The sequence below is a fragment of the Streptomyces sp. NBC_00400 genome (genome assembly GCF_036048035.1).
Lineage (GTDB): Bacteria > Actinomycetota > Actinomycetes > Streptomycetales > Streptomycetaceae > Streptomyces.
The window spans coordinates 4,738,574-4,755,945 of record NZ_CP107940.1; the positions used below are offsets into that span (position 1 = coordinate 4,738,574).

General features: G+C 73.1%; 11 protein-coding genes. 7 read left to right on the forward strand and 4 right to left on the reverse strand.

Annotated elements, in window-relative coordinates; translation table 11 throughout:
- Positions 1 to 174 precede the first annotated feature (174 nt).
- The gene (locus tag OHS81_RS20785) at positions 175 to 1,881 is read left to right on the forward strand and encodes a glycerol-3-phosphate dehydrogenase/oxidase (protein ID WP_328386177.1); all 1,707 of its coding nucleotides are present in this window, start codon (positions 175 to 177) and stop codon (positions 1,879 to 1,881) included.
- Positions 1,882 to 1,895: 14 nt separating this feature from the next.
- Here OHS81_RS20785 and OHS81_RS20790 read toward each other — a convergent pair whose 3' ends face one another.
- Complete coding sequence (locus OHS81_RS20790; protein WP_443058736.1) at positions 1,896 to 3,131, reverse strand: serine hydrolase domain-containing protein; 1,236 nt, start codon at positions 3,129 to 3,131, stop codon at positions 1,896 to 1,898.
- 207 nt (positions 3,132 to 3,338) lie between these two features.
- Between OHS81_RS20790 and OHS81_RS20795 the strand changes: the two genes are divergently transcribed.
- The gene (locus tag OHS81_RS20795) at positions 3,339 to 5,594 is read left to right on the forward strand and encodes a serine/threonine-protein kinase (RefSeq protein ID WP_443058861.1); all 2,256 of its coding nucleotides are present in this window, start codon (positions 3,339 to 3,341) and stop codon (positions 5,592 to 5,594) included.
- Between the two features lie 285 nt (positions 5,595 to 5,879).
- On the forward strand, positions 5,880 to 8,309 hold the full coding sequence (locus OHS81_RS20800; protein WP_328386180.1) for a protein kinase: 2,430 nt from the start codon (positions 5,880 to 5,882) through the stop codon (positions 8,307 to 8,309).
- A gap of 53 nt (positions 8,310 to 8,362) precedes the next feature.
- Here the strand turns inward: OHS81_RS20800 and OHS81_RS20805 are convergent, their stop codons facing one another.
- Together OHS81_RS20805 and OHS81_RS20810 are read right to left on the reverse strand one after the other, a co-directional pair.
- Complete coding sequence (locus tag OHS81_RS20805; RefSeq protein WP_328386181.1) at positions 8,363 to 9,550, reverse strand: winged helix DNA-binding domain-containing protein; 1,188 nt, start codon at positions 9,548 to 9,550, stop codon at positions 8,363 to 8,365.
- A 227-nt stretch (positions 9,551 to 9,777) separates the two neighbouring features.
- Positions 9,778 to 11,313 (reverse strand): class I adenylate-forming enzyme family protein, encoded by a 1,536-nt coding sequence (locus OHS81_RS20810; RefSeq protein WP_328386182.1) that lies wholly within the window; start codon positions 11,311 to 11,313, stop codon positions 9,778 to 9,780.
- 331 nt (positions 11,314 to 11,644) lie between these two features.
- Here OHS81_RS20810 and OHS81_RS20815 point away from each other — a divergent pair, with 331 nt between their 5' ends.
- From OHS81_RS20815 to OHS81_RS20825, 3 genes are all read left to right on the forward strand, one after another.
- On the forward strand, positions 11,645 to 12,829 hold the full coding sequence (locus tag OHS81_RS20815; protein ID WP_328386183.1) for an acyl-CoA dehydrogenase family protein: 1,185 nt from the start codon (positions 11,645 to 11,647) through the stop codon (positions 12,827 to 12,829).
- Positions 12,830 to 12,836: 7 nt separating this feature from the next.
- Positions 12,837 to 13,874 carry an acyl-CoA dehydrogenase family protein gene (locus OHS81_RS20820; protein WP_328386184.1) on the forward strand — a complete coding sequence of 346 codons (1,038 nt, stop codon included), beginning with the start codon at positions 12,837 to 12,839 and terminating at the stop codon, positions 13,872 to 13,874.
- Positions 13,875 to 14,398: 524 nt separating this feature from the next.
- A complete protein-coding gene (locus OHS81_RS20825; RefSeq protein ID WP_328386185.1) occupies positions 14,399 to 14,884 on the forward strand; it encodes an ATP-binding protein in 486 nt (161 codons plus the stop codon).
- Positions 14,885 to 15,293: 409 nt separating this feature from the next.
- Here OHS81_RS20825 and OHS81_RS20830 read toward each other — a convergent pair whose 3' ends face one another.
- On the reverse strand, positions 15,294 to 16,220 hold the full coding sequence (locus OHS81_RS20830; RefSeq protein WP_328386186.1) for a cyclase family protein: 927 nt from the start codon (positions 16,218 to 16,220) through the stop codon (positions 15,294 to 15,296).
- A gap of 107 nt (positions 16,221 to 16,327) precedes the next feature.
- On the opposite strand from OHS81_RS20830, the gene OHS81_RS20835 reads away from it, so the two are divergent.
- On the forward strand, positions 16,328 to 17,236 hold the full coding sequence (locus OHS81_RS20835) for an SDR family oxidoreductase (RefSeq protein ID WP_328386187.1): 909 nt from the start codon (positions 16,328 to 16,330) through the stop codon (positions 17,234 to 17,236).
- The last annotated feature ends 136 nt before the right edge of the window (positions 17,237 to 17,372 follow it).

Consider the following 17,372-nt stretch of genomic DNA (forward strand, 5'->3'; position numbering starts at 1 on the left):
TGAGCGGCTGGCGATCGCGCATAAGTAGACTAAGCGGATATTTGACCCAGAATAGGGATTGATGGATCAAGGCGGCGGGGTGTTGTCGCCACGAGCAGAGGGTGGATACCGGAACGCGGCGCGGACAGAATCGACGGACGGGGGGTGTGGCCCCGATCACAGCGGGAGGCAGCGGTGAAGACAGCGATACTGGGACCGGCGCAGCGGGCCGAGGCGCTCGCCCGAATGGCGGAGCGGGAGCTGGACGTTCTTGTGGTCGGCGGCGGAGTCGTCGGCGCGGGGACGGCGCTGGACGCCGCGACCCGCGGCCTGTCCACCGGACTCGTCGAGGCGCGCGACTGGGCCTCGGGCACCTCCAGCCGGTCGAGCAAGCTCATCCACGGCGGTCTGCGGTATCTGGAAATGCTGGACTTCGCGCTGGTGCGGGAGGCGCTGAAGGAGCGGGGGCTGTTGCTGGAGCGGCTGGCGCCGCATCTGGTCAAGCCGGTGCCGTTTCTGTATCCGCTGCAGCACAAGGGCTGGGAGCGCTGGTACGCGGGCAGCGGTGTGGCGCTGTACGACACGATGTCCATCTCGTCGGGACACGGCCGCGGACTGCCGCACCACCGGCATCTGTCCCACAAGCGGGCCCTGCAGGTGGCGCCCTGCCTGAAGAAGGACGCGCTGGTCGGCGCGCTGCAGTACTACGACGCGCAGATGGACGACGCGCGCTACGTGGCGACGATGGTGCGGACCGCGGCCGCCTACGACGCGCAGGTCGCCAACCGGGCGCGGGTGGTGGGCTTTCTGCGCGAGGGCGAGCGGGTGGTCGGCGCACGGGTACAGGACGTCGAGGGCGGCGGCGAGTACGAGATCCGGGCCCAGCAGGTCGTCAATGCCACCGGGGTGTGGACGGACGACACCCAGGCGCTGATCGGTGAGCGCGGGCAGTTCCATGTCCGGGCGTCGAAGGGAATCCACCTGGTCGTCCCCAAGGACCGGATCCATTCGACGACCGGGCTGATCCTGCGGACCGAGAAGAGCGTCCTGTTCGTCATCCCGTGGGGGCGGCACTGGATCGTGGGGACGACGGACACGGACTGGGATCTGGACAAGGCGCACCCGGCGGCCTCCAGCGCGGATATCGACTATCTGCTGGAGCATGTGAATGCGGTGCTGGCGACCCCGCTGACCAGGGACGACGTGGAGGGGGTGTACGCGGGTCTGCGTCCGCTGCTGGCCGGGGAGTCGGATGCCACCAGCAAGCTGTCGCGGGAGCACACCGTCGCCCATCCGCTGCCGGGGCTGGTGGTGGTCGCGGGCGGCAAGTACACGACCTACCGGGTGATGGCGAAGGACGCGGTGGACGAGGCGGTGCACGGCCTCGACCAGCGGGTCGCGGAGAGCGTCACCGAGGACATTCCGCTGGTCGGAGCCGAGGGCTACCGGGCGCTGTGGAACGCGCGGGCCCGGATCGCGGCGCGCGCCGGACTCCATGTGGCGCGCATCGAGCATCTGTTGAACCGGTACGGCTCGCTGACCGAGGAGCTGCTGGAGCTGGTGGTGGCCGATCCCTCGCTGGGGGAACCGCTGGCGGCCGCGGACGACTACCTGCGGGCCGAGGCGGTTTACGCCTGTACGCACGAGGGCGCCCGTCATCTCGACGACGTGCTGACCCGGCGCACCCGCATCTCCATCGAGACCTTCGACCGGGGCACCCGCAGCGCCCGCGAGGTGGCCGAGCTGATCGCCCCCGCGCTGGGCTGGGACAACGACCAGGTCGAGAAGGAGATCGCGCACTACCGGAAGCGGGTCGAGGCGGAGCGCGAATCCCAGCGGCAGCCGGACGATCTGACGGCGGATGCGGCGCGGCTGGGGGCTCCGGACATCGTGCCGCTGTAGGCCTGAGGCAGGCCCTAGGGGTGCCGGGACGCGCAGAACTCCGCGGTCAGGACCGCGGTGCCGTGTGCCGGGTGGGCCAGGGTGTCGGTGTTGAGGCGGTAGCTGACGATGTGGCGGCCGTCGGCGGTGCCCGCGGTCCGGACGTAGGAGCCGTTGATGTCGCCGTTGTGGCCCCAGACCGTGACGCCGCAGGGCAGCCCGGTCGCGTACAGGCCGAGGCCGTACGCGCCGCCGGTGCGCTTCTCGTTGCGTATCTGGGCCATCTGGCGCGGCGGCAGGAGCCTGCCGCCGAGCAGTGCGGCGAAGAAGCGGTTGAGGTCGCCCAGGGTGGTGACCATCTCGCCGGCCGCGCCCGCCCGGCTGGGGTCCAGGGAGGTGGCGTCCACCCGCCGGCCACCGGCCCGGGAGTAGGCGCGGCCGTGCGGCTCGGGCAAGGCCGGGTCGGTGCCGGGGAAGGAGGTGTGGGTGAGCCGGGCGGGGACGAGGATGCGGCGGCGGATTTCCGTGGCGTACGGGTTTTTGGTGACCGCCTGGATGACCAGGCCGAGCACGAGGTAGTTGGTGTTGGAGTAGGCGTAGTGGGTGCCCGGAGGGGCCGCCGGCGGATGGCTGAGGGCGATCCGCAGCAGCTCGGCCGGGGTGTGGCTGTCGTAGCGGTGGGCACCGAAGCCCTTGCCGAAGAGCTGCCGGGAGAGCCGGGGGTCCTGGGTGTAGTTGAACAATCCGCTCGTGTGGTCCAGCAGCTGGCGGATCGTCACCCTGCGTAGTTCGCTGCGGTCGCCGTCTCCCACGGCGGGCACGCCGGGCGGGAGGTGCGCGGCGGCGCTGTCGTGCAGCGACAGCCGGCCCTCGGCGACGAGTTGCAGGACGACCGTCGCGACCAGGGTTTTGGTGAGGCTGCCGGCCCGGAAGTGGTCCCGCGGGCGCATCGTACGGCCACTGCGCAGATCGGCCACGCCGGCCGTGGCGTAGCGCGGGTCGGGGTAGCCCGCGCGGAGGGTGAGGGAGGCCGCGCCCGGGGCCCCGTCGTCGACCAGCCGGTGCAGCGCGTGCCGCGTCGTCGCGGGCGGCCGGGTGGATGCCTCGCGGGCGAGGGCGGCCGGGCGGGGCGTTGCGGTGCAGGCCGTCAGGGCGAGTACGGTCAGGGCGGCGAGGGCACCCGGACGGAGCACTGCACGACGGCGGCCGGCGACCGGCGGCGCGGGGGGAGGCGCGGCGGTCACGGCCGGGCGAGGTGAGCGCTTCGGCATCGGGACTCCCGTTCGTCGGGGCCATCATGACGGGTACGAGGTGTCGTCCGGCATAGACCCGGGCCTTCCGCATGGCCGCGGATGAGGGAGAATGAAGGCTCTGCCAGGGTGGGTTGTCCGAGTTGGGCCAGTTTGGTGATCGATGGGACGTCGAAGCTGCCAACTCGGCTGGATTGCAGAGGGGATTCAGTGGGCGACGAGGTCGAGATGGACGGCAAAGGGGGCAGGCTGCTCGCCGGGCGGTACCGGCTCGCCGATGTTCTCGGCCGGGGCGGCATGGGCACCGTGTGGCGGGCGCGCGACGAGGTCCTGGGCCGCACGGTCGCGGTCAAGGAGCTGCGCTTCCCGGGCGGGGTCGAGGAGGACGAGAAGCGTCGTCTGATCACCCGCACCCTGCGCGAGGCCAAGGCGATCGCCCGGATCCGGAACAACGGTGCGGTGACGGTCTATGACGTGGTCGACGAGGACGACCGTCCGTGGATCGTGATGGAGCTGGTCGAGGGCCGCTCGCTGGCCGAGGTCGTCCGCGACGACGGCCCGCTCACCCCGCGCCGCGCCGCCGAGGTCGGCCTGGTCGTGCTCGATGTGCTGCGCGCCGCGCACGCCGAGGGCATCCTGCACCGCGATGTGAAGCCGTCCAACGTCCTGATCTCCGACGACGGCCGGGTCGTGCTGACCGACTTCGGTATCGCCCAGGTCGAGGGCGACCCCTCCGTGACCTCGACCGGCATGCTCGTCGGTGCCCCCTCCTACATCTCCCCGGAGCGCGCCCGCGGCCACAAGCCGGGCCCGCCGGCCGACATGTGGTCGCTGGGCGGCCTGCTGTACGCCTGTGTCGAGGGCGTTCCGCCGTACGACAAGGGCTCCGCGATCGCCACGCTGACCGCGGTGATGACCGAGCCGGTCGAGCCGCCGAAGAGCGCCGGCGAGCTGGAAGAGGTCATCTACGGCCTGCTGGTGAAGGACCCGGCCGCCCGGCTGGACGACGCCGGCGCGCGGGCGCTGCTGGAGGACGTGGTCCACGCTCCCGAGGCGAAGACGCCGGAGCCCCCGATGGACGCGACCCGGGCGATGGTGCTGCCGACGGCGCCCCTGGAGCCGGCGGAGCCGAAGGCCGCGCCGAAGCCGAAGACGAAGTCGAAGAACACGCCGAAGTCGAAGGCCGCGCCGAAGTCGCGCATGGCGCGGGGGACGCAGTCCGCCGCCGCCCCGGTGGCGGAGCCGGCCGCCGGGAACGCGAGCACCGGCGGTGGTGGCACGGCGAGTACCGGCACGTCCGCGGGTGCCGGCACGTCCGCGGCTGCCACGGCGGGTAAGAGCACGGCCGGTGGAAGCACGGCCGGCAAGAGCAAGACCGGCGGCAGCAAGGGGAGCAAGGGGGCCGGTGCCGGTGAGGCCGCCGCGGCGAGCGCGCCGGTGCGGACCGGGCGTCCGCAGTCCAAGGCGGCCGGTTCGACGGTCGGTGAGGCGGCCGGCGAGGCGACCGGTTCCGATGCGGCGGATGCCGGCGGTACGGCGGGTCCGGCCGTCCTCGGCACCACCCGTCCGGCGGGCGCCCGGCCCGGGTTCGATGCCGAGGCCGCCAAGGAGAAGGTGCGCGCCGCCCTGCAGTCCGTCCGCAGCGCCGCCGCCGCGATGGCGGCCCGCCCGGACTCCGGATCCGGCGACGGGAGCCGTCCGCCGGCCCGCGCGTCGGTGACCGACGTCGTTCCGCGCCGCACGCTGATCATCGTGGCCGTGGCCGTGGTCGTCGTCCTGGCGGTGCTGGGCACGGTGCTGGCCGTCTCCCTGAGCGACGACTCGGCGAAGACGAGCGGCAAGGCGTCCGGCAAGCCGGACACGTCGTCGTCGGCGAGCCGGGAGAAGCCGTCGACGGACGCGGCCGACACGAGTGGGGCAAAGGGCCAGGCGACGGGCCAGGCGAAGGACGAGGCCCCGCCGAATCTCTCCCCGGCCGAGGACACCGGCGGCAAGGACGACAACGGTGGCAAGGGCGGCAAGGCCGTTCCTGGCGGCTTCACCGAGCTCACCAACGACAAGTTCCACTTCCGTATGGCGATGCCCAAGGGCTTCCACCAGACCGACACCGCGGGGGAGGGCTCCGGCGCCATATACAGCGCTTCGGGCGGCTTCCCGCGCATCCAGATCGACTACAACGCCGAGCCCGGCACCGATGCGGCGGCCTCCTGGCGCAGCCTGGAGCCGGCCGTGCGCTCCTCCAGCGACGACTACCACCTCATCGGCATCAAGTCGGTGAAGTGGCGGGACTATCCGACCGTCGCCGACTGGTCGTTCACCCGTCGGCAGAGCGGCGAGAAGGTACGGGTCCTCGACCGCGGCTTCCGGGCCGATGACCACCACGGCTACGCCATCATGATCACCTGCAAGGCGGATGCCTGGTCGGACAAGCCCTGCCAGCAGATGATCACGACCGCGTTCAAGACGTTCGGGCTGAAGGACTGAGCGCCGGAGGACGGGTGCGCGAGGGCTGAGCGCGGAACGGGGGGCGGGGCCGGCCGGGGGACCTGCGCACGGGCCGGCCGAAGAACGGAGAGGGCGCGCGCGGAGAGGTTGCGCGTCGTTGCGCCGAGCGGGCCACAAGCTCCGATGCGGGCACGTATCGTGAGACGGCGAAGACCGTACGCATCCGCAATCGGCGGGAAGACGACCGGAAGTGACCGGAGGCGCCAGCGCCGACGGGCGGCTCCGGCGCGACGGTAGACACAGTGCGCGCTGCGGGGAGGCGTCGTGGACGAGTACGCGGGAAGGGTGCTCGCCGAGCGTTACCGCCTGCCGTTGCGGCCCCTCGGCGACGACGACTTCACCGAGACCCGGGCGTTCGACACCTTCAGCGGGCAGGAGGTGCTGATCCGTCAGGTGCCGCTGCCGGAGGTCGTCGAAGCGGAGGTCGTCGGGGCGGAGGCCGTGGGGGCGGCGACGGCAGGGCCCGGCGAGCGGGGGCCCGCCGAGCGGAGGCCCGGCGGCGGCCGCTTCGGCGCCGCGCGGGGGACGGCGGAGGGCACGGCCGGGGTTGCCGACCGCAGCCCGCGCGATCCTGCCGTACGACGCGCGCTGGAGGCCGCGACCACGGCCGCGCAGCTGGCCGACCACCCCCGGCTGGAGCAGGTCTTCGACGCCTTTGCGCAGGACGGCAGCCTCTGGATCGTCTCCGAACTCCTCACCGCCCGCCCGCTGTCCGCGCTGCTCGCCGCGCGGCCGCTGTCCCCGCACCGCGCCGCGGAGATCGCCGCGGACCTGCTCACCGCGCTGCGGGTGCTGCATACCAACGGCTGGCTCCACCGCAATATCACCGCCCGCACGGTCCTGGTCTGTGAAGACGGCCGGGCCATCCTGACCGGCCTGGCGGTGGGCGCGGCGCAGGAGGCGCTGTGCGGAGGCGAGGCGTCCGGCGGGGGCGGGAGCGCTTCCGGTGCGTCCGCGGCGGAGCAGCCGGATGGCGACGGGACCGCAGCGGAGGGGCCCGCTTCCGGCGGGGCCGCTTCCGGCGGGCCTGCTTCCGACGGGGCCGGGGCGGGCCGGCCCGCCTCCGACGAGTCTGCTGCGGACCGGCCCGCCTCCGCCGCGACCTCGCTGACCAAGCCCCCGGCTGACGGCGCCGCCACCACCGCATACGGCCGGCCCACCGCCGTGCTCGCCGCCGAGCGGGCCCGGCAGACGCGACTGACCGTCATCGGCCCGGTCACCGAGCGCTGGGCACCGGAGCAGGCCGGACCCGTCCACGAGAACTGGCAGTTGGCGCCGCCGGTCGGCCCGGCCACCGACCTCTGGGCGGTCGGTGCGCTCCTCTACCGGAGCGTGCAGGGGCAGCCGCCGTTCCCGGAGGACAGCGCCGTCGAACTGGCGCAGCTGGTCTGCTCGCAGCCGCCCGCGGTCGCCGAGGAGTGCGGGGCGCTGCGTCCCGTCGTCGAGTCCCTGCTGCGTCAGGACCCCGCCGACCGTCCGGATTTCGAGGAGCTGAGCGGCTGGCTTCACTCGTTGATCCGTACGGCACCGGAGCCGGAGGCCGGCAGCAGGCTGGTGACGATGCCGGCGTCGCAGGGCGCCGATCCGCGGCGGCTGCCGATCGTGCGGCGTCGCGGTGAACTCGTCCGGAAGGGACGCCACAAGAAGACCCGGACGTCGCGGCGGGTACGGCCGCAGCCGGCACCGGCCGTCGCCGGGGCGGACGGGACGCCGGCCGCCGCGGCCGCACCGCCCGTCCCACCGGCGCCGGACCCGGAGCGGTCCGCCCCGCTCGCCGCGGCGCCCCGCACGCCCCGTCCCCCGAAGCAGCCCAAGCCGCTCCGGCCGCCCAGGCAGACCCGGGCGGAGCGGCGTGCCGAGCCGGCTGAGCCCTGGGGGTACGGCGGGGCCGCTGACGGGGAGCTGTATGAGCAGCAGACGCTGGGCGAGGTCGGCCAGGTAGGCCATGTCGGCCAGGGGGGCCCGGGTGACGTGTCGCGCCCGGCGCGCCCGGTGCGTGCGCCGCGCCCGCTCGGCCGGCTGCTGCTGACCGTGATCCTGCTCCTCCTCGTCGGCGCGGTCATCTACGCCATGGCGTTCCTGCCCAAGTCCGGTGAGGACTCCAAGACCGGCGGGGGAGGCGCGGACCGTGCGGGCACCTCGGGCGCGGCGCCCGCGTCCCCCACTCCGCCCAAGGACAAGGGCGAGGGGGACGGCGGCCCGTCCGGCACCGGCGCGCCGCGGGCCAACGGGCCGACGGCGGTCGCCAAGGACTTCGAGGTCCGCACCGACCCCGCGGGCTTCCAGGTCGCGGTCCGCAAGGGCTGGCAGCGGCGCGGGGCGAACGACCGGGGCCAGGTGCGGTACGTCGGCGGGGACTACGAGCTGGTGGTGGTGCCCGGCCGCGACACGACGGCACACTCCGGCACCGACCCGATGGCGTATATGCAGAACAAGGAAGCCGAGCTGGCGCCGTACCGCTCCTCCGGCTGGGCCTCGGCCTCCGGTCTGCAGCGGATCGACGTCGGGAAGACGGCGATGGCCGAGGGCACCTTCTCCTGGCGTGACGGCAGCGGACGCGAGGTGTATGTGCGTAACCTCGCGATGATCCACAACGGCCGCTACCACCTCGTCCTCGTCATCGGCCCGGACAGCGGGCGGCACGAGGTGGACGAGCTGTACGAGCAGGCCACGAGCGCCTACCGGCCGCGCTGAGGCGGCCGGCCGGGGCCGTCACCCGTTCACCCCCGGCCACCCGTTCACCCCCGTCAGCCGCTCAACTCCCGTTCCAGCGGAGTCCGTATGCGCGGGGTGACGCGGACGTCCCCGATCCAGGCCGCCAGCCGGGCCGCCTCGGCCGTCACCGCCGCGGCGGCCTCGCTGCCCCCACCGTCCGTCAGCAGCCGCCAGACGATCTCGCCGTCCGCGCGCTGGGCCCAGCCGCCGATGATCCGGCCGCACCACCACACCGTCGGCCCGATGTTCCCGTTGCGGTCGAAGAGCTGCGGTACGTGGTCCGGGTCGAGGTACCAGTCGCGGTTCTTCCAGCCCATCGCGGTGGGGTCGAGGGCCGGCAGCAGGGCGGCCCAGGGTTCGGGTGCGTCGACCGGTGCGAGGTCACCGGGCAGCGCGACGCCCAAGGTGCCGTCGTCCAGGTCCACCTCGGCGGCACCGGCGGCGGCCAGTGCCTGCCGGGTGGCGGTGAGCGTCCAGCCCGTCCACCACTTGAGATCGTCGACGGTCGCCGGCCCGTACGAGGCGAGCCAGCGGCCGGCGAGGGCGGCGCGCGCCTCGGGAGCCGGCGGGGCGGGCAGCTCGGCGAACGCGGTGCCCGGCCGCCAGCGGTAGGAACTGCTGGTCCAGCCGCCGCGCGGCCGCCCGCGCCGGATGCGGCCCTCGGCGGCCAGTACCCGCAGAATCCGGCTGGAGACGGCGACCGTGGCCTGGTACGGCTTGCCGGGGGAGTTCACGATGGTGTCGCGCAGGTCGGGCACCTCGGCGGCGAGTTCGGCCGCGGTCGCCTCGCCGTGTGCGCTCAGCGCGGCCAGCGTCCGCGCCTCTACACCGGCCAGCCGCCGTTCGTCCCAGCCCGGGGCGCCCTCGGCGAGCCACTTGACCATCCCCGCCCGCTCCCTGGCGGCGATCGTCTTCGCGGTGGACGAGGCGACGACCGGTGCGAGCTCGGCGCTGACCGCGAAGAGCGTGCGGCGCATGCACAGCAGCCGGACCAGCGACCCCTCGTCGTACAGCGCGCGCTCCACGTCGGCCGGGTCCGGAGCGGTCAGCCGGGCGCAGGCCGCCAGATGGACGGTCGCCGGATCGGTGGCATGCAGCCCCACGACCGCATCGGCCACCTCCTCGGTACGGTCCGCCCGGTACGCGGGCGCGAGCAGGTGCCGCCGCCCCAGGCGGGCACGGCGCGCGGCGGTGTCGATACGGGGTCGCGAGTGACTCATGGGGTGACCGTAGAGGGTGAGGAGGACAGCAGGTGTCGGCATGGGGGCCCGCGGCGGACACCCGGCGCACTCGTGGAGGGGCGGGTCACGGGGTTATCGGGAGAGACGGGACAAGGCGGTGTTCGCCTTCATCAGCGCGCGGCGGTGGACGGACGGGGCGGTAGGCGTGTGCGCGGTCATGGAATCACTCCTGGGCCCTGGTCACCGTCGTCCGCCACCTCACACGGTCATGACACGTCCCGACGCCGCCCCGCCACCGCCCCGAACCGCTCCCGCAGCTCCCCTTTGAGCACCTTGCGCAGGGTCGCCCCGCGCGGCAGGGCGGCCAGCACCTCCAGCTGCTCCGGGAGTTTGTGCGGGGCAAGGTCCTGGGAGCGGAGGTGGGCCAAGACCGTGTCGAGCGTCAACTCCGCTGCTCCCGGCGGCTGTTCGACGACCGCGCAGACGCGTTCCCCGCGCTCCGCGTCCGGCAGTCCGATGACCGCGGCATCGGCCACGCCCGGATGCCGGTGGAGAAGTTCCTCGATCTCCTGGGCGGAGATGTTCTCGCCCTTGCGGATGATGATGTCTTTGAGGCGGCCGGTGATGACGAGGTGGCCGGTGGGGGTGAGGTGGCCGAGGTCGCCCGTGGGGAGAAAGCCGTCGGGGTCGAACGGGTCGGGCTCGTCGAGGTAGCCACGGCAGACGGCCGGGCCGCGCACGGATATTTCGCCGGTGCCGGGGGCGATACGGATCTCCATCCCGGCGGGTGGCCGGCCGTCGGTGGTGGCGAGGTGTTCGGCGCTGTCGTGCGGATCGCCCATGGTGACCATCGGGGCCTCGGTCATGGCGTAGCCGTGGGTGAGTTGGCAGCCCAGTCCGGCGACGGCCTCGTGGTAGAGGCCCGGGGGTTTGGGCGCCCCGCCGCCGGCCAGCAGTCGTAGCGACGGCAGCAGCCGGCGTCCCGGCGGCAGCTTGCGCGCCTCCGCCAGGAACAGGGAGTAGAAGGCGGTGGAGCCGCCGGCGACGGTGACGTGGTGGCGGCGGTAGGCGGCGAGGGAGCCGGGCAGCGCGAAGTGTTCCAGCAGGACGGCCGGGATGCCGTGCAGCAGGAGCAGGACGGTGTACTCGGGGCCCGCGACATGGGCGTACGGAAAGGCCATCGAGCCGATGTCGGTGGGGCGAAGGCGCAGCGCGTCGGCCAGGCAGCGGCCGGCCGTGCGCAGGCTGTGGTCGGTGTGCAGGACGCCCTTCGGGCCCGCGGTGGTGCCGGAGGTCCAGAAGATCCACCGGACCTCGCCGGCGTCGGTGGGCGGTGGGGGCAGGACGGCCGGGTCGGCGTCGGGAAGGGTGTCGTACGCGTCGATGACGGTGAGCGGCCCGGGCAGAGCGGCGGCCAGCCGGTGCGCCATCGCGCGGTGGTCGAAGCCGCGCCAGGTGCCGGGGACGGCGAGGAACGCGGCACGAGTGCGGCGCAGCACCTGGCCCGCCTCGTGGTCGCGGTAGAGCGGGACGACCGGGCTCTGGACGGCGCCGATGCGGGCCAGGGCGAGGCTGAGCAGCACGGTATTGAGGCAAGTCGGCAGTTGCCAGACGACCCGGCTGCCGGGTCGTACGCCTCGCTCGTACAGGCCGGCCGCGACCCGTTCCGCGCGCCGGTGCAGGGCGCCGAAGGTGAGGTGCCGCTCGTGCCGGGCGGACGCGGCGCCCTGGATGAGGGCGGTGGCGCCGGGGGTGCGGCGGGCGCGCCAGGCGACCAGGTCCCAGAGTGTGGTGCCGGTCATCCGGCCCTCCTCGGGCCGGTCATCCGGCCCTCCTCGCGGCATAGCTGACGCATCGTCAGACCTGGCGTCGAGAGTAGGGGCCGGTGCCTTGCCGGTCCAGAGGGGGCGGGGTTAGCCTTTTTCTGACGGTCCATCAGAATCTCGGTGAGGGGACAACGATGGGGAACGTGATGGAGCTGCCGCGCGGCGGGATACGCGAGCCGGTTCCCGAACCGCCCGCCGCCTCCTGCGCTTCCGCCGCGTCCTGCACTCCCGCGGCGTCCTGCGCTCCCGCCGACGGCGATCCGCCCGGCCGGCGTCCCCTCTGCCGCTTCTTCCGCAGGTAGCCCCCATGGACCTCACGTACACACCGGAAGAGGAAGACTTCCGGGCCGGGCTGCGCACCTGGCTCGGCGAGGTGCTGCCGCGGCTCCCCGAGAAGCCCGCCGCGGCCGACTGGCCCGGCCGGCGGGCGTATGACACCGCCTGGCAGCGGATGCTGTACGACGCCGGATACGCGGGCCTGCACTGGCCGCGGGACGCCGGCGGGCAGGGTGCCACGGCCACTCAGCACCTGATCTTCCTGGAGGAGACCGAGCGTGCCGGGGCGCCCTATGTCGGCGCGAACTTCGTCGGGCTGCTGCACGCGGGGCCGACCCTCGCCGTCGAGGGCAGCGCCGCACAGCGCGCCCGCTGGCTGCCGCCGATCCTGCGCGGCGAGGAGACCTGGTGCCAGGGCTTCAGCGAACCGGACGCCGGCTCCGACCTCGCCGCGCTGCGGACCAGGGCCGTACGCGACGGGGACAGCTACGTCGTCAGCGGCGCCAAGATCTGGACCTCGCACGCCGAGGTCGCCGACTGGTGCGAACTCCTGGTCCGCACCGACCCGGCCGCGCCCCGGCATCACGGCATCAGCTGGCTGGCGATGCCCATGGACGCACCGGGCGTGACGGTCCGGCCGCTGCGCACCCTGGCCGGCTCGACGGAGTTCGCCGAGATGTTCCTCGACGAGGTGCGGGTGCCGGTCGGCAACCGCGTCGGCGCGGAGAACGACGGCTGGCGGGTGACGATGGTGACGCTGTCCTTCGAACGCGGCACCGCCTTCGTCGGCGAGGTGGTGGCCTGCCGCCGGGTGCTCGGCGCGCTGGCCCGGGCCGCGCGCGCCAACGGCCGCTGGGACGATGCCGTGCTGCGCCGCAGGCTGGGCCGGCTGCATGCGGAGTTCGCCGCGCTGTGGCGGCTGATCCAGTGGAATGTCAGCGAGGCCATGGGGGGCCCGCCGGGCGCCGGAGGGCGGGCGGGCGGCGGTGGCGTCCCGGGAATCGGCGGCTCGGTCTTCAAGCTCCGCTATTCGCACGTCCGCCAGGAGCTGTACGACACGGCGGCCCAGGTGCTCGGGGCCGGCGCGCTGGACGCGGACCACGAGTGGGCCGCGGACCGGCTCTCGTCCCTCTCGTACACCATCGCGGCCGGTACCTCGCAGATCCAGCAGAACATCGTCGCCGAGCGGATCCTCGGCCTGCCGAAGGGGCGGTGACCGGGCGGTGGACTTCCAACTCACCGATGACCAGCGGGCGTTGCAGAACGGCACCCGCGAGCTGCTGGCCGGGCGGTTCGGCCGGGAACGGCTGCGGGCCGCGGTGGACGAACCGGCGCTGGACCGCGCGCTGTGGCGCGAGCTGGGAGAGGCCGGGTTCTTTGCGCTGCGGCTGCCGGAGGAGGCCGGCGGGGTGGGGCTCGGGCTGCCGGAAGCGGTGCTGGTCTTCGAGGAGGCCGGGCGCGCGCTGCTGCCGGGGCCGCTGGTGGCGTGCCAGCTGCTGGCCGGGGCGGTGGACGGGGTCGCGGCCGGCGAGAAGACCGTCGGGCTCTGCGAGGCGGAGCGGGATCCGGTGCTGTGGGAACACCCGGCGGAGTGCGATGAGTTGATCTTTGTGGAGGGGGGAGTGGAGGGCGGACGCGGTGACGGGCCCGGGGGCCGGCTCGGGGGTGGGGCCGGGGACGAAGTCCGGGGTGAGGTCAGGGGCGCGCACGGGCGCACGGGCGGCGCCTACCGGAGCGCGCCGGACCAAGTGGTCTGCGCCCCGTTCACCTCCATCGACCCCCTCACCCCGCTCGCCCGCGTCATGGATCTGCCCCGTACCGCGCCGCTGGCCCTGGATGTTCCCCGGCTCCGCCGCGAGGCCGCGCTGCTCACCGCTGCCCAGCAACTGGGAAGCGCGGCCCGCACGGTCGAGATGGCGGTGGACCACGCCCGCGTGCGCGAGCAGTTCGGTGTGCCCATCGGCTCGTTCCAGGCGGTCAAGCATCTGTGCGCGCAGATGCTGGTACGGGCGGAAATCGCCCGAAGTGCGGTATATGCGGCGGCGGTCACGGAACGTGTTCTCGATGTCGCGGCCGCGAAGCTGCTGGCCGACGAGGCCGCGGTGGGTAACGCACGGGACTGTCTGCAGGTCCACGGCGGAATGGGCTTCACCTGGGAGGCCGATGTTCATCTGCATCTCAAGCGGGCCTGGTTGCGGGCCGAGCGCTGGGAAGTGGCGTGTGAGGCGGAAGAACTGCTGGCGGCGGGCTTGATCGCCTGACGGCGGCGGCGCGAGGGCCGCGGAGGTGGTGCTTGGTGGTGCGCGGGGGTGCGTGGTGGTGGGTGGCGGTATGGGGTGGTGCGTGATGCCCGGCGATGTCAGGTCGTGACAACGCGTATGCGATATGTCGGACTCGCCATGCAGAAGTGGTCACGGAGGGTCGATATCGGGTTGTGTCCTAGGCGTGACTCGTCACAGGGGGGAGTCGGTGTTCCGCTCGGGTACCCTCCGTGGGGTGCGAGTGGTTCTGTGGCGCAACGGGCCCGGTGTCGTCGGAAAGACGGCTCCGGGGTACGGACTGCGCGCCGCTCGCCCTTGGGCGGGGCCCGATCGCCCCCCCCTGTTCGACTCCCCGCAAAGTGCGTCGCACAGTATGCAGGATGCATACTCCCTTGCGCTGGAATATGCCCGAAGCGCTTGTTGGGGTGACTCAACGTCAACCATGCTGTGCTCCACCGGGGTCACGCACCGTGACTCCGTGGAGGCGCGAGGCGATGTTTCCGCCGGTTCGGATGGTGTGAGCGGTGCAGGTGCTTCAGGTTCAGTTGGACGTACGGCCCGACCCCGCGGAGGTGGGGAGGGCCCGGCGGTGGGCCAGGTCGCGGCTCGTGGGTTCCGGTATAGGGGCCGACGAGCCACTTGCGGAGACGCTGATCCTTTTGATCTCCGAGCTCGTCACCAACGCCGTGGTGCACACCGGCGCGGCGGCCGAGCTGCGGATGTGTTTCTCCGGATCGGGTGCCGTGGTCGGGACGGTCCGGGTCGAAGTGGTGGACGCCAGCGCCCGCCCGCCGCGCCAGCGGCACGCCGACGGCGACGACACCAACGGCCGCGGCCTGGAACTGGTCGACGGTTTGGCCGACCGCTGGGGGTGGCAGCAGGAGGGCGGCGGCAAGCGGATCTGGTGCGAGGTGGACCGCGGCCAGCCGCTGCTGCTGGCGTCAGGGTCCGATCTGGGGGCCTATGAAGCCTCTCGCGCAGCGACGCGCGCCGTGACGCACCAGGCCTGACCGCTTCGGGCCGTGCCGAGGCGCGGCGTTGTTTTGCCGGTGGACGCGGCAGGTGCGACAGAAACGGCAAAACGGGTGTAGCGGAATCAATCCGGACCAGGTGTTGACGTGGCGTGACCAGTTGATCACCCTTGGGTGAAGCGATGCGCCGCGAGGGGACGCCGAGGCCGTGGGGGGCCGGGCTTCTGGTCCAGGGTCTTGGCGAGTGCGGATCGCGGCCCGGCAGGCCCCGTAGCGGCGGGGACGGGTGGCGGTCCGCGGTGCCGTGCTCGGGGCGCGCACGAGCGCATCGCCACCTGGCCGGCCGGGCGCCGTCGGGCCGCCGGCCGTCGGAGCCGGCGGCCCGGTGCGGCCCCGGTCCCAGGCTTGAGGAGTGCCGCGGCCCGGCCAGAAGATCGTCAACGGCTGGTCAGAGGATCGCCACGGGCGCTACCGGCGCCCCGGAGCCTCCGACGAACGGTTCGGCCACCGCGGACAGCAGGAACGTCCAGCGTCCCGCCTCCGTGCAAGCTGTGGCCAGCTCCTCCAGATTCCAGTTCTGGCCCTGCGGCATGCCCATCTCGACGAGATCGAGCGCATGGACCGGCATCCACAGGTTCTCGATTTCCGGCGGGAAGATCTCGAAGGTCAGGGTGTCGTTGGCGACCGCCGCGACGTCGCGCGCGTGGAACCACTCCGGGGTGCGCAGCGACAGGCCGGGTGAGGGGAATGCGTAGGCCTGCCGGTCGCCGGCCAGGTAGTGCCGCAGCTGCCCGGTCCGTACGAGGACGATATCGCCGGCCCGTACCTCCGTTCCGGCCTGTCCCTCGGCGGCGTCCAGGTCTTCCGGTGTGACGGCGTGACCGCCGGGCAGTTGCTCGGTGCGGTGGGCGCGGGCCACGTCCAGGAGGACTCCGCGGGAGACGATCGGGGTGGCCTTCTCCATGCCGAGGCAGGTGGCGCCGTGGTGGGCGGTGACCGAGTCGGCGGGGCGGTTGTTGTAGAGCCGTCCGGAGTGGGAGACATGGGCGAGGCCGTCCCAGTGGGTGGCGGCCTGGAGGCCCATGGTGACCGCGTCGTCCGTCGTCGCGACCGTACCGGGGCCGAAGATCTCCTGGTTGATGGCGGTCATGGTGTGCAGCGGGTTGACCCGGCCGGGGATCACGCCGGTCTGTACGCCGTCCTGCCGGAGCGGGAGGGCGAGCGGGATGCGGCGGCCGCTGCGGACGCAGCCGGCGGCCTCCCGTACGGCCTGTTCGGTGATCAGATTGAGGGTCCCGATTTCGTCGTCCGGGCCCCAGCGCCCCCAGTTGTTCACGCGCCCGGCGATGTCATGGAACTCCTGCGGCAGGGTCATGGGCCCTCCTCGGGATGGCCGGGTTCGGTGCGCCCCGGGTCTTGTGTTCGTCCGGTGTCTGCTCAAAAATCTAACGGTCCGTCAGAAACTGCGGGAAGGGTCACGGCATGGGGAACTTCTTGGCCGGCAAAGTGATCGCCGTAACGGGGGCGGGCCGCGGTATCGGCCGGGCGGTGGCTCTCGCCTGCGCGGACCAGGGCGCCAAGGTGATCGTCAACGACTACGGGGTCTCCGTCGACGGCGCCGGACCCAGCAGCGAGGTTGCCGCATCGGTGGTGAAGGAGATCGAGGCCGCCGGGGGCGTGGCGGTCGCGGTGGCCGACGACGTGTCCACCATGGCCGGCGGGCAGCGGATCGTGGACACCGCGCTGGCGCAGTACGGACGGATCGACGGTGTGGTGTGCGTGGCCGGGATCCTGCGGGAGCGGATGCTCTTCAACATGTCCGAGGAGGAGTGGGACCCGGTGGTCGCCACCCACCTGAAGGGGACGTTCACGGTCTTCCGGGCGGCATCGGCCGTCATGCGCCGGCAAGGTTCGGGCACCCTGGTGGGCTTCACCAGCGGGAACCATCAGGGCTCGGTGTCCCAGGCCAACTATGCGTCCGCGAAGGGCGGGATCATCTCGCTGGTGCGGAGCGCCGCGCTGGGGCTGCACAAATACGGGGTGACGGCCAACGCGGTGGCTCCGGTGGCGCGGACGCGGATGTCGGCGAACGTACCGATGAAGCTGACGGAGATCGGCGAACCGGAGGACGTGGCGGCGCTGGTCGTCTATCTGCTGAGTGACCGGGCCCGGGAGGTCACCGGGCAGGTGTACACGGTTGCCGGGCCCAAGATCGCCGTGTGGGCCCAGCCGAGGGAGCTTCGCTCCGTGTACGCCGACGGGGGCGGCTGGACGCCGGAGCGGGTGGCGGAGGTGCTGCCGGGGTCGGTCGGGGTGGACCCCATGCCGATGCTGGCGCAGGTTTCGGAGATGGCGCGGGCGGCGGGGGCGGAGGGGCGGCCCAACGTGTAGGGGGCTTCCCACGTTGTCGGCCGTCCCGCCGTTTCGCTGCGCTTTGCCTCCGCCCCGTCTTTGGCTTTCCCGCCGTTGCGCCTGCGGCGGGCGGGTCCGCTGCGCGGGGCTGTGGGTGCGGTGACGGGCCTGCGGG

Coding starts and splice junctions, on each gene's coding strand:
- OHS81_RS20790 (WP_443058736.1), bottom strand. CDS start 3,131: ATGCCGAAGCGCTCACCTCGCCCGGCCGTGACCGCCGCGCCTCCCCCC.
- OHS81_RS20795 (WP_443058861.1), top strand. CDS start 3,339: ATGGACGGCAAAGGGGGCAGGCTGCTCGCCGGGCGGTACCGGCTCGCC.
- OHS81_RS20805 (WP_328386181.1), bottom strand. CDS start 9,550: ATGAGTCACTCGCGACCCCGTATCGACACCGCCGCGCGCCGTGCCCGC.
- OHS81_RS20810 (WP_328386182.1), bottom strand. CDS start 11,313: ATGACCGGCACCACACTCTGGGACCTGGTCGCCTGGCGCGCCCGCCGC.
- OHS81_RS20815 (WP_328386183.1), top strand. CDS start 11,645: ATGGACCTCACGTACACACCGGAAGAGGAAGACTTCCGGGCCGGGCTG.
- OHS81_RS20830 (WP_328386186.1), bottom strand. CDS start 16,220: ATGACCCTGCCGCAGGAGTTCCATGACATCGCCGGGCGCGTGAACAAC.
- OHS81_RS20835 (WP_328386187.1), top strand. CDS start 16,328: ATGGGGAACTTCTTGGCCGGCAAAGTGATCGCCGTAACGGGGGCGGGC.